A 12929-nucleotide genomic window follows, 5' to 3' on the forward strand; every position below is an offset into this window, starting at 1 on the left:
ACGCACCAAACATCCAGCCTGCTTCCCGGGGATGGGATGCACGTCCGTCAATGTAAGACTGTCGTTGAATTCGATTATGCCCCATGGCAGTTGTCCTTTCGACGCTTGCCGAATCTATTTCGGTCTGAAAGATGTTCCGACACAGTGCCGTTACCAGTTATCAAATAATGCTCGCGCCGTCATTTGGCTTGTATCATCTGTTTGGCGCATACCTACAACCTGCGCAAGATACGTCTGCCTGGCAACTCACGGTGCATTATGCGAGCTCTCTAATCTTTATTCATTCAAGACTTTTGCGACTGGAGTGCGATTAACGAACCTCGCCCCAAGAATTGGCAACATATTGTCTCATCAGGCGCGCCGCGCACGTCTAAGCCACCGCCTGCAATCGGCGTCCGGCCACGACGCTAGTCGAGGGTCGCCACGCGCTTCGAGGACCTCCAGGAACTATCTCGCCGTCGTCATATTGGTGGCCACCATCGTCCTATGGCTGCGATAGCTGTCCACAGCTCCTAGCCCTCCAAGTGCCGCCAGTCGCCTCAGGTGATGATCTGCATCACCGAAAAGCATGTCGATCATCACGACGCGCTTGAAGTAGTGACCTATGCTATATTCCATCGTCATTCCAATGCCGCCATGAAGTTGGATTGACTGATGGCCTATGGCTTTGGATGACCGACCGATCTGAACCTTTGCCGCCGAAACTGCGCGCTCGCGCTCAATCGTGTTGTCTTCGCCCACCATCATTGCGGCGTACAGGGTCATCGATCGAGATTGCTCCAACTCCACAAGCATGTCGACGGCACGATGCTGCAGCACCTGAAAACTGCCGATCTTCGTTCCGAACTGTTCACGCGTCTTGAGGTAACCGAGTGTGATGGCCTGCATTTTTGTGAAGCAGCCAAGGGCTTCCGCACAGAGTGCCGTGACAGCCTCATCAGCCACCCTCGAGATAACTGGGAACGCCCCTTCTGGGTCGCCAATCAAATTACTCTCGTCAACGCGTACGTTCCCCAGTGCAATTTCCACCCCGCGCAGACCATCCTGCGTCAGGAAGGGGCGGCGGGTGAGGCCCGGCGCATGAACGTCAACAAGGAAGAGCCCGATCCCATTCTTATCGCGAGTGCCTCCGGCTGTCCGGGCTGAGACTATTATCTTATCGGCCACGTCGCCGTGAAGGACGCGGGTCTTGACCCCGCTTAGAGCCCAAAAAGTACCTTGCTTCTTTGCTTGTGTCTCAACGTGGAAAAGATCATAGCGCGACTGTGACTCGGCATATGCAAAGGCCAATTTGGCTCTACCGTTCACAATCAGGGGGATTAGCTCTGTCTTTTGTGCTTCGTTCCCACCACGGCGAAGCAAACCGCCGGCAAGGACCACCGTAGCGAGATAAGGCTCTAAGATCAAGCTCTTGCCGAAAGCCTCCATCACGATCATTGTTTCGACCGGACCGCCGCTGAAGCCGCCATATTCCTCCGAAAACGGCAACGCCAGGAGACCGAGCTCAGCATAGCGTTCCCACATCGCCTCGCTGAAGCCGGGGTCCTCACCTCCGTACTTGCGGCGATCGCCGAAGCCATAACTGTCGAGCATAAGTCGCTCGACGCTTTCCGTTAGGAGCCGTTGCTCTTCCGATAGATCGAACTTCACTGCAAATATCTCCCGAAACTTACGCGCTGCCAGTGAGCACGATGCATCAAAGGCCGAGGATCGCTTTGGCGATGATGTTCTTCTGAATCTCACTAGATCCCGAATAGATTGACGCCGCACGGCTATAGAAATAGGTAGGAGCAATCTCCGCGGCCCATCGCGGGAGGACTGGCGGCTCGTTGCGGCTCCCAAGCTCCTCGTCCGGGATGTAAGGCAATGCGTTAGGCCCCATCACAGCCATTAGGAGCTCCGCGGCGGCCTGCTCAACTTCCGAGCCCCTCAGCTTTAGGATGGAACTTGCGGGATCCTGTGCTCCTTGCTGCTTTGAGGCATTGGCGATTGCGCGGAGTTGGGTGATCTCAAGTGCCTTCAACTGAACGTCGAGTTCGGCAACCTTTTCACGAAATGAGGGTTGATCAGCAAGTCGCTCGCCGCCGACATAGGTCTGAGCCGCAAGTTCCAGGGCGCGCCACATACGCTCCTTGGAAACGCCTACGCCAGCATCGCCGAACCTCTCGTTACTAAGCAGATACTTCGCGTAGCCCCACCCTTTGTTCTCTTCCCCAACTAGATTCTCGACCGGGACATGGACATTGTCAAAGAATACCTCACTGACTTCGTGACCGCCATCGATCAGGTGGATCGGGCGCACAGTGACGCCCGGCGATTTGATGTCGATGAGAAGGAAAGAGATGCCTTGCTGCTTCTTCACATCTAGATTGGTCCGTACCAGACAAAAGATCCAGTCGGCGTAGTGCGCCGATGATGTCCAGGTCTTCTGGCCATCGACGACGTAATGGTCGCCATGGCGGACTGCCCGCGTCTTAAGTGCGGCCAGATCGGAGCCAGCTCCCGGTTCCGAAAAGCCTTGGCACCACCAATCAGTTGCGTTAGCGATGCGGGGCAAATAGTATTGTTTCTGCGCCAGATTGCCGAAGGTGTAGATGACTGGACCTACCAAGTCCTCACCCGAACCGAACTTGACTAGTGCTGGAAAGGCACGCACCTCTTCTTCGAAGATGTACTGCTGCACGAGGGTCCACCCCGTGCCTCCATATTCCTGAGGCCAAGTTGGCACACCTTTCTTGTAGAGGCTCCGCGCTCCAGCCGCGATCTCTTCTTTCGACAATTTTAGGCCTTCGGCCAATTTTCGACGTATCTCCGGGATCGTACTGTCATATAAGAACTTACGTACCTCCTCCCGGAAAGTCCGATCACCTTCTGTGAACATAAGATCCATGGGGCTATACTCCATTGCTAAACAAGAGTTGCCGGTGCCGAAGATGCCGCTTCCCTCCCCGTGGGGGAAGTCTGGAGACAAGTATCGTGGCAATGACCATTATTTTTCCTTCCAGACGGGATTACGCTTTTCGACAAGGGCACGGGGACCTTCAAGGTTGTCTGCTGACCGACGAAGATTGTCGACAGTCACGAGCTGATTGCTGTTCACGCGGTTTATCGCGTCCTGGAAACTGAGGGCCTCCGCCACGCGCGCCGTCTCCTTAATCGCGGCGAAGACCAGCGGCGGGCCGCCGGCTAAAAGCCGCGCGATTTCCCAGACGCGGTCTTCAAACTTCTCTTTGGGCAGCACCTCGTTGACCAGGCCCCAGCGATGCGCCTCGGCCACGTCCATCCAGCGGCCGATGAGCAAAAGCTCCATGGCGACATGGTATGGGATGCGCTTGGGCAGCTTGATCGTCGCCGCGTCGGCCAGCGTGCCGGCGCGGATCTCGGGCAGCGCGAAGGAAGAATGGTCCGAGGCATAGATGAGGTCGCAGGAGAGCGCCAGCTCGAAGCCGCCGCCCACCGCCATGCCGTTGACGCAGGCGATGACCGGCTTGTTGAGATCGCGCAGTTCCTGCAGCCCGCCGAAGCCGCCGACGCCATAGTCGCAATCGATATCGCCGCTTGCAGCAAACTTGAGGTCCCAGCCGGCACAGAAGAATTTATCGCCGGCTGTTTTCAAAAGGGCGACGCGAAGTTCCGGATCGTCGCGGAACGCCATGAACGCTTCACCCATCAGGCGGGACGTTCGCGGGTCGATGGCATTGGCCTTGGGCCGGTCGAGCATAACTTCGAGGATCGCGCCTTCGCGGCGGGTGGTGATGACGTCAGCCATTCTTCGTTTCTCCAAGCACTAGCAGGGCATCCGCGATCCAGGCGCCATTGCCTTCGGCGCAGACGATCAGCGGATTGATGTCGAGTTCCTCAATCTCACCGGCATTCTTCTGCACGAAGTCGGCAACGCCGGCGATGGTGTCGATGGCGGCCCCGACATCCGCCTTCGGTCGGCCGCGATAGCCCTCCAACAGTGGGTAGAACTTCAATCCGCGCAGCGCCGCCTCGATGTCGTCGCGCGTCGCCGGCAGCATCAGGATCACGCTATCGCGCAAAAGCTCTACCAGCACGCCCCCGGTGCCGAGCGTCATCACCGCGCCGAACATCGGGTCACGGGTAAATCCGACGATCAACTCGGCGACACCGTCTCGCACCATGTGCTCGACATAGAGGCCAGTGCCGAGCGGCAGGAGGTCATGTGCGGCATTGCTGACGGATTCAGTATCCTTGAGGTCCAGCCGCACCGCGCCCACTTGCGACTTGTGAGCGACGCCCAGCGCCTTCAGCGCCACAGGAAATCCGAGCGCCTGGGATAAGCTAGCTGCCTCGACCGCGTCGTTCGCACGCTCGCCCTTCGGTACCGGCAGGCCGGCTTTGATCAGCCTCTCTTTGCCTTCAGCTTCGTCGAGTGTGATGCGCTCGATGCCGGAATTTCCGACAATCGTGGTGTCTACTGGCTGCGCGAGCGGTTCGCGCCAAGCGCTGCCGATGAAGGCTGCGGCCTGTGCGGCATCCATAGCTTCCGGGATACCGAATAATGGCGCGACACCATGAACGATCAGTCGGTTTGCGTGCTCCTCAGGCAAGTTCTCGGGTATTGAAGAAACAATGGCGCCGTTCGCCTTGTTGGTCTTTAGCGCGGCTTCAAAGGAACGCAATATTGCCATGCCCCCCTCATCGACATTCCAACAGCGGTCGCGACGCGGAAAATCGATCACCAAAATGTTGAGGTCGAAGCCGCCGGACACCATGGCGGAGAAAGTGGCCGTCATTGCCGGTTCGTTGTTCCAGATGAAAGTCTGGTAGTCGAGCGGATTGGCAACCGCCACCAGGGGCCCGAGAGTCGATTTCACACGGGCACGATGGTCAACTGCCAGCACGGGGAAATGCACCGAGCGCCCTTCAGCGCTGTCGGCCATTATGGAGGCCTCGCCGCCCGAACAGCTCATCGACGAGAGCCTACAGCCTGGCAGCGGGCCGGTTATGTGTAGGAGCTTCAACGCCTCGATAAAGGCTGGAATCGAATCAACGCGCGCGATGCCGAGTCGCTTCAGGAAGGCGTCGGAAGCAACATCCGAGCCGGCGAGCGAGGCGGTGTGCGACACGGTTGCCTGCCGTGCCTGTTCTGAGCGCCCGACCTTCATGGCGATGATCGGCTTCTTCAGCTCGCGGGCTCTTGCCGCCAGCCTCTCGAAGCCGGCGACCGAGTCAAAAGCCTCGATGTGTAGGCCAAGCGCGGTGACGCGCTCGTCCTCTATCAGGTCGAGCGCCATTTCTGAAAGGCCGGTCTGCGCCTGGTTGCCGGCCGTGATCAGGAAGGCGAGCGGCAAGCCGCGCTTCTGCATCGTCATGTTGATCGCGATGTTGGACGACTGGGTGATGATGGCGACACCCCTGCCCTCATTTGCCAGTTTGACACCGCCATGGTTGTCAGGCCACAGAAGCGCACCGTCAGCATAGTTGATAAGGCCATAGCAGTTCGGGCCGATAATCGGCATCTGGCCGGCTGCGGTAACGAGTTCGGCCTGCAGCCTCTCACCGTCCTCGTCATATGCGCCGGTCTCCAGAAATCCAGCTGCATAGCAAACCGCCCCACCGGCGCCACGCTCGGCCAAAGCCTTCACGACGTCGACCGTGAGGTGACGATTGACACCCACAAAAGCAGCATCCGGAGCACCGGGCAATTCGGCGACTGAACGGTATGCCTTGTAGCCATCAACATCAGCCTTGTTTGGATGCACAGGCCAAATTTCGCCAGAAAATCCAATCCTGCTCGACTGCGTGACCACACGAGCCGCCTCTTTGCCGCCGAATACGGCGATCGATTTCGGACGCAGAAGTCGCTCGAGTTTATGCATGATCATTACCTTTTCGTTTGAGCGCGTTTTCCAGAACCGCATTCAAGCGTTGCGGCTTACCGCCGAAATGGCTCCATTCAAGATTCCGTGCCAATCATCATGGACACTCCGCTAATTGTGGGCGTGCCGTCAGAGAGCTTCCAGGGTTGGCTGTGCAAATGTCGTGCCATCCTGAACGACCCACCTGCGGCTTGACGCTCAAGAGTATCGGCGGACCTTTGTTCGCGCTTCTTTTCCTATTTTTGCCTTGGATCAAGCTGAGCACGAAAAGCAAACGTCTCGGCTACAGTTCGTCTGTTCGTCTCGCGACAGTTTCGTTCAATGGCAACAGCTTTTGTCTGCTATAGATTTCGACATTGAGACATCATGCAGCGGAGCCGTTCGGTGCAACGCCTTCATATTGGTCACGAGCGAGATCGGGCATGCCCTTGGATACGGCCCAGACTCGTGATCGTTAAGGCGGAGGCGGCGCCTAGCTTTTGGCGAGGTGCGCCAGCTTCCAATCAATCGGTACAAAGCGATTCCCCAAGGCTTGGAGATCGAGATGAACCGTCGCAATCATTTCCGGATTGGAAGCGGCGGATTCCGACGCGAAGCCGGCTACCGTTCCGATCAAGGGCCGGCCAGTTTTCGGCACTGAAGATTACCTCCTGGGTCAGCAACTTTGGCATGAAGTGCCCCGGTAAACGGGGAGATTTTGATGCCGGCAAAGAGAAGGCTGACCATGAAACAATTGAGACAAATGCTTCGGCTTGCCGGAAGCGGGACGAGTTCCCGCGAGATAGCAGTCATCTTGGGGATAGCGCGCCGCACGGTGCAGGCTAACCTGCAGCGTGCGGCAGCAGTTGGATTGAGCTGGCCCTGCCGGGCGAACTGACTGATCTGGCCAATCGCGGTGGTTTCGCAATGAGCTGCTAGACCCCTGCGGCAGCGCGCGGTTCATCGAACGCCTGTTTCTAGGTGAGGCCTATACTGCCGTGGGCGATCACTTCGGACGTTATACGAACGGCAGCAGCAGGGACGAGCTAGGTATTGCCGGCAAGCTGATGGCCTATATCGCGCTGGGCTCTGCTGATGGATGTATCATAACTGTGTTTCGGGAGCTGTACGAGGAGCGCTTTGCGGCCGAAGCGGAGCATGCTCATCGTACCAGGCGGAGAGCAGCATGGAATGCTCACTTTGCGGCTATCCACGACTTCTTCCACGCGAGTCTGCGATTGAAGGCCAAGCGATCCGAAGATGTACTTGCATCGCTTCATTGTTTCCTCGAGCGTCTCCTCATCCGGGAGATGACGAGTGTTTTGGAGCGGCATTGGGGGCTTCCACGATCGCGCAATTTGTGTATTGCCGGCGGCTGCGGTCTTAATATCAAATGGAACAGCGCACCGCGTGCTACCGGCCTGTTCTGTCTGGGTGCCGCCCTTTCCGAATGACAGCGGGGCGGCAATAGGTGCCGCTTGCTCCGCAATGGCGGCGGACAGGGGCTTCGTGCCGCTGGAATGGTCAGTCTACAGTGGCCCGGCACTGATACGCAGCGATGTGCCGTCCGAATGGGAGGCTGCGCCGTGCAGTATGCGTGAACTCGCTACGCTTCTCGCGAGCAACAAGCCCGTGGTTTTCCTCGCCGGCCACGCCGAACTGGGCCACGAGCATTGGGTGGCAGAAGCATTTTCAAGAACGCGACATCCGCGGAAAGGCAGGATTGTCTCGACGATATTAAACGTCGTGAACACTTCCGGCCAGTTGCGCGATATGCCTGGAGGATCGCGCACCCGAAATTTTCAGTCGCGGAACGCCGGATCCTTACGTGCTGCTCGATTGCAGACCATTCCTAGCAGGCTGTTGAAAAAAAAAGCTGGCCTGGAGGCTTTCGCCGTGATTCACTCGCTTCGTCGAGTTTTGGAGTGATGCATGCGCGGCGGCGATGTGAGGACGGGTGAACTCTTCAGCTATGTTGATCTGGAGGATCTCGTTCGTCGTGATCATCCGCTGCGGGCAATCCGGCAGATCGTGGACGACGCGCTGGTTTTGCTGGAACGGGAGTTTGCAGCGCTCTATTCGCCGATCGGGCGGCCATCGATTGCGCCTGAGAAGCTTCTGCGCGCCATGCTTTTGCAAGCCTTCTATTCGATCCGATCTGAGCGGCTTTTGATGGAGCGGCTGGAATACGACTTCTGTTCCGCTGGTCGTCGGCATTGGCATTGACGATCCAGCTCGGGACCATTCGGTGTTTTCGAAGAACCGCGACCGGTTGCTCGAAGGCGACATCGCTGCGAAGTTCCTCGGTGCGATCCTTTCGCAGCCCAAGGTAAAGCGGTTTCTGTCAACGGACCACTTCTCCGTCGATGGCACGCTATAAGTGGAAAGCCAAGTTCGGCGGCATGGAGGTGTCCGAGGCCAAACGGCTGAAGGCGCTGGAGGACGAGAACACGAAGCTGAAGCGGCTTGTGGCGGATGCCATGCTCGACAATGCTGCTTTGAAAGACCTTTTGGGAAAGAAGTGGTGACGCCCGCAGCCAAGCGGAACGCTGTCGCGCATCTGATGAGCCAACATGGGATGAGCGAACGGCGGGCGTGTACCCTGGCGCGACGACGATCATGGCCTTCGCGAGCTCATGAAGGTGCTGGCGCATGAACGTCGCCGCTTTGGCTATCGACGCATTCATGTGCTGCTCAGGCGCGAGGGACACCTTGTGAACCACAAGAAACTCTTCCGGCTCTATCGGGAGGAGAAGCTGACGGTGCGCAAGCGTGGCGGCCGGAAGCGAGCGATAGGCACACGAGCACCGATGTTGATCGCGATGGCAGCCAATGATCGCTGGTCACTGGACTTCGTCTCGGATCAACTCACCGACGGCCGCAGGTTTCGGGTTCTGACGGTCGTGGATGACTGCACCAGAGAATGTCTGGCTCTCGTCGCCGATACATCACTCTCCGGCCTGCGGGTTGCCCGAGAGCTGGACCGGATCATCGAGGAACGCGGAAAGCCGAGGATGATCGTCAGCGACAACGGCAGCGAGTTCACAAGCAATGCGATCCTGCAATGGACGGACCGGGCCAAGGTGGATTGGCACTACATCGCGCCTGGCAAACCGATCCAGAACGCCTTCATCGAAAGCTTCAATGGGCGGCTGTGCGACGAGCTATTGAACGAAACGCTGTTCTCGTCATTGGCTCAGGCGCGATCCGCGCTTGCGAACTGGCGTCGCGATTACAACGATCACCGACCGCATTCCGGCCTCGGCTGGCTGACACCCGCCGAGTTCGCTCAGACCATCAAACCGCGACGCGATGCGGTGCTGCGCAGCCGAAACGGCTTCGCACCGCAACCCGCCGCTACCACCCCAAATACAGCAACCCAAAACCGCTGGAGGGCAAGGTCAACCCCCTTGTCAGCCTGATTATCGCGGCACGCGGTTCAGCGCCGCCCTCCCGCCGGTCGAGCTTGCTCTTGCTAAGGAAGGGCCGAGATCGTTCGAGTTCCACTGCATCAGGAATTGGGATCGCTATGTATTTGCGTCTGCCAGATGTGGGCGCAGATAAGCCCCCGCTCATTACGCACGACAGTGTACCAAACCGATGTCCTTCGGCCCACATGGAGAGGCTGGCATTCGCCAGAGATACTCTCGCTTACGCAGGGGCGAACGAAATTAGTCTTGGACTCGAGCGTTGATGTTACGTGCATTGGACCAAGATTTTGAAGGGCCCCCATCGCACCTAGACTGTCCGCCAGCGAGATCAAAACGCCGCCGTGTACTGCACCGGCGGAATTGATGTGATGATCCTCAATGTTGATGTGCGCGGTGATCCGTTCCTTCGTCACCTCGTCAAGCACTATCCCAAGCATCTTCTGAAAACCTCGAGTCGGCATGCGTCTAATATCTTCCTCGCCCCATGGTCCTGGAGCAGTTCGGATGGGTGCCAAAGTCAGTTGCTTTTTCATGTTCAAGCATCCATTGAGTGGTAGTGCGTGGTACGCGGTCGTCGCAGCGGAAGGTCGTCTCACCGTCGGGTTGGTGCTGGACATCCGCGGGTGGAACCCACACTTGCGCCAGCGCGGCGTGCTCGGTCCGAAAGGCCAGCAGGTCTAAGCGGATGTGTGCTCCCGTCCCTTTAGTCCGAGGATATGCCGGGCTTCATCAGGGGTGGCAATGTCCACAGACAACAACTTAAGGATATCTCGTATCCGGGCCACCTGCTCGGCGTTGGAGTGGGCAAGTCTGCCCTTCTCAAGATAGAGACTATCCTCCATTCCCACTCGGACATTCGAACCCATCGTCGCCCCCATTGTGCAAAGCCGTAGCTGATGCTTCCCAGGCGCGAGCACCGACCATCGGTATTCCGAGCCGAAAAGGCGATCGGCAATGTTGCGCATATGGGTCATGTTATCAGCGTCAATGCCAATTCCACCGCTAAAGCCGAACACAGTTTGTATGATAAAGGGCGGCTTCAGCAGGCCGATCTCCGCGAAATAGGCGACGTTGTACAAGTGCCCCACATCATAGCACTCGCATTCAAAGCGCGTCCCGGCGGCACCGACTTCCTGGATCGTCCGAGTGATGATTTCTTCCGTGTTCGGATAAACCCGCGACGGTGCGGCAAGGAAGAGCTCCCGTTCCCACGCATGCTTCCATTGATCAAATTTTCCGACGATTCGCTGTCTTCCATAGGGTGAAAGGGAGCCCATGTTAAGAGAGGCTAGTTCTGGCTTGAATTTGAGCGCGGCCGCTATTCTATCTTCAACAGTGGCATTGGGCCCACCGCTCGTCGTAATGTTTATGACAACATCTGACTCACGGCGCACCTTCTCAATGGCGGGCGCGTAGACCTGCGGATCTGGGGTGGGGCGACCGTCAATTGGATTCCGAGCATGAAAATGTATGATGGCGGCTCCAGCATCCGCCGCCCCGATGGCCTGCTCTGCGATCTGTTCCGGAGTAATTGGCAAATGATCCGACATTGTCGGCGTGTGAGTAGCACCGGTCACGGCGCACGTTATTACAACTTTTCGTTCAGTGAACATGACGCTACTCCATCAACTCGGCTGGATCTATGAAAATCTCAGTAAGATCTAACCGCGAGACACGTGTACGAGCGAGCCTCAAGAGTTATTCCTGGCGCCGAACCTTTATGATCGGGATACTGCCGGAATCCTGAATTTAACCGCGTAGCTGTCGGGGTCCGCCAGTAAAAGAGGAAGGGGTTCGCAGCACCAGGCTTTTCCTATCGTGGTAATCGTAGGCACTTGGAAACCGAGCGCTCGTTTGTTGGCTGCTTTCTCAAAAAAAAACAGGTACAGGACATTGTCCTCTACAAGGCGCGAAAGCGGAGCACCCTGAATATTGCAGACTCACGGTCCACCGTCAGCCGAACCTTAGATAGGAGGTGCTGCCATGGAAAGATTGCCTGAGGCAGCACCGTCTCGCCGGCGTCTTTAGCGCAACGGCGATGGCCATTGCTCGGGTGAGTTGGGGAGGCTCTGATTTTTTTCGATCGCATTCGTCGAATTTGCTGCACGTTCAGTCGGAATGCGATTTTGGTCAGCACTTTGGGGACAGCCAACCTTGCACTCGCACGCACCATTGAGCACGAGGCCATGAGCAGGGAAACTTTACACGGATGACGCATATTTTATTCAGCCGACGCTCCTGCACGCTCGAGGATCCGGCGTCGTTGCCGCAGCGCGCTACGCAGTAGCTCGGTTTGGTCGGTCGCGGTCAATCGCCCGTCTTTCATGACCACTCGCCCATCGATCATAACTAGATCAACCGGTATTTGCGATGATGAAAGTGCAAGCAGTGCCCCTGCTTGCTCCAATGCGGTATGGGTGATGTCTTCAACTGCCCGCACGACAATGTCTGCGCGCTTGCCCACGGCTAACGTTCCGAGTTCATCGGCATATCCGATGTTACGTGCAGCGTTGGCAGTTTGCATATAGAACGGTTCCGCGTCGTCGAGGCGGTGTCCAACCGAGGCTGACAGGAGCAAGCTTGCCATGCCCGCCGTCCCCAGAGGATGATACATCGTGGTGTCTATGCCTAGGGAGACACACACGCCGCGGTCAATCAACCAGGGGAGACGGCAATGGTCCTGTGGATGCACCGCTCTATGCAGAGCATTGTTCGGGCACCAGGTAATACCCGGCCGGTTTTTCACGACAAGCTCCGCATCGGCGTCGCTCATCACGTTCATGTGGCTGAGGGTTGTTCTCTCAGTTAGCGCTCCCAGCCTGTGGAGCCGCTGAACGCCCGAAATCCCATACTTAGCGTGCTCGAATTCCTGCCACTGGCGTACAAAGCCCTGGTGCTGATTAAAAAGAACTCCTGCCTGTCGGGCGAGATCGCTCGCATCACGAGTAAGCGCATCCGTCGCAGAGCACTCGCCGTAGAGGCAGACATATCCGGTAACTAGCGCGTCCTTGTCCGCATTTCTTGTCAGCTCGCGCTCAAGACGTCTGATGACGGCGGCCCGGTTAGCCGGCGCTCGCTCCATCAATCGCTTGGTTATCGTAGCCGGCGCGAGGCTCTCAAAGATGCTTACATCGTCCCAACCAAACGGCGCGGAAACCATCCCGCGCATCCCGATCCGCTGCAGCGCAGCCGCGAATGCATCGGTCTCGAACACCGTTCCCGCTTCCATGAAGCACGTATAGCCTCTGCGCAACAATGCAACAGCAGCCGCAGCGGTCAGCGCGTCTGTGGATTCGTCGTCGGTCTGTACCTTAACGTCGGCATACGAAAACTTTGAAGCAGACGCCTTGTCGATGGAAACTGGAAGGCTATGCAGTCCAAGCGAGATTGCGTGAACGTGTGTATCGATCATACCAGGGTGAACGATTGCCCCGCCCACGTCTGTTACGCTTTCAGACTGATACCGCTCCTGCAAGGAACGAGCATCCCCAATGGCGACGATTCGGTTGCCGTTCACAGCGATTGCGCCGTTATTGAGATGGGGGGAGGCACGCTCGCCAGTAAAAATCTCACCGTTGACAATCAGATGATCGACCTGTTGCTTTACTGACATGACTTCTCGAATCCTCTCCGGTAAACCTAATATTCCCGCGAAGAGCCTGGTACGAATCTA

The 12929-nt window shown here is 57.5% G+C and carries 8 protein-coding genes and 3 pseudogenes; 4 read left to right on the plus strand and 7 right to left on the minus strand.

Annotated features, from left to right (window positions below):
• Positions 1–447 precede the first annotated feature (447 nt).
• The 4 genes from PYH37_RS30350 to PYH37_RS30365 form a co-directional block, all read right to left on the minus strand.
• Complete coding sequence (locus PYH37_RS30350; protein WP_280736289.1) at positions 448–1650, minus strand: acyl-CoA dehydrogenase family protein; 1203 nt, start codon at positions 1648–1650, stop codon at positions 448–450.
• 46 nt (positions 1651–1696) lie between these two features.
• Positions 1697–2890: an acyl-CoA dehydrogenase family protein gene (locus PYH37_RS30355; protein ID WP_280736288.1), complete on the minus strand. Its 1194-nt coding sequence runs from the start codon at positions 2888–2890 to the stop codon at positions 1697–1699.
• Positions 2891–2989: 99 nt separating this feature from the next.
• Entirely contained in the window at positions 2990–3769 is a 780-nt protein-coding gene (locus tag PYH37_RS30360) for a carnitinyl-CoA dehydratase (protein WP_280736287.1), read from the minus strand.
• Positions 3762–5846 (minus strand): acetate--CoA ligase family protein, encoded by a 2085-nt coding sequence (locus PYH37_RS30365; protein ID WP_280736638.1) that lies wholly within the window; start codon positions 5844–5846, stop codon positions 3762–3764. The genes PYH37_RS30360 and PYH37_RS30365 overlap by 8 nt, the downstream gene beginning before the upstream one ends.
• Before the next feature lie 742 nt (positions 5847–6588).
• Here PYH37_RS30365 and PYH37_RS30370 point away from each other — a divergent pair.
• From PYH37_RS30370 to PYH37_RS30385, 4 genes and pseudogenes are all read left to right on the plus strand, one after another.
• A complete protein-coding gene (locus tag PYH37_RS30370; RefSeq protein WP_280736637.1) occupies positions 6589–6723 on the plus strand; it encodes a sigma factor-like helix-turn-helix DNA-binding protein in 135 nt (44 codons plus the stop codon).
• Between the two features lie 55 nt (positions 6724–6778).
• Positions 6779–7665: pseudogene (locus tag PYH37_RS30375) on the plus strand (carbamoyltransferase N-terminal domain-containing protein); the annotation flags it as partial.
• A 92-nt stretch (positions 7666–7757) separates the two neighbouring features.
• Positions 7758–8202, plus strand: a pseudogene (locus PYH37_RS30380) (transposase); the annotation flags it as partial.
• Positions 8168–9247 (plus strand): annotated as a pseudogene (locus PYH37_RS30385) (IS3 family transposase); the annotation flags it as partial. The pseudogenes PYH37_RS30380 and PYH37_RS30385, both read left to right, overlap by 35 nt.
• Before the next feature lie 89 nt (positions 9248–9336).
• Here PYH37_RS30385 and PYH37_RS30390 read toward each other — a convergent pair.
• The 3 genes from PYH37_RS30390 to PYH37_RS30400 all read right to left on the minus strand — a co-directional run bounded on the left by PYH37_RS30390 (position 9337) and on the right by PYH37_RS30400 (position 12869).
• Positions 9337–9789 carry a PaaI family thioesterase gene (locus PYH37_RS30390; RefSeq protein WP_280736286.1) on the minus strand — a complete coding sequence of 151 codons (453 nt, stop codon included), beginning with the start codon at positions 9787–9789 and terminating at the stop codon, positions 9337–9339.
• Positions 9790–9933: 144 nt separating this feature from the next.
• Complete coding sequence (kce, locus tag PYH37_RS30395) at positions 9934–10869, minus strand: 3,5-dioxohexanoate:acetyl-CoA acetone transferase (protein WP_280736285.1); 936 nt, start codon at positions 10867–10869, stop codon at positions 9934–9936.
• 608 nt (positions 10870–11477) lie between these two features.
• Positions 11478–12869 (minus strand): amidohydrolase family protein, encoded by a 1392-nt coding sequence (locus PYH37_RS30400; RefSeq protein WP_280736284.1) that lies wholly within the window; start codon positions 12867–12869, stop codon positions 11478–11480.
• Positions 12870–12929 lie beyond the last annotated feature (60 nt).

It is taken from the genome of Sinorhizobium numidicum (assembly GCF_029892045.1).
Classification (GTDB): domain Bacteria; phylum Pseudomonadota; class Alphaproteobacteria; order Rhizobiales; family Rhizobiaceae; genus Sinorhizobium; species Sinorhizobium numidicum.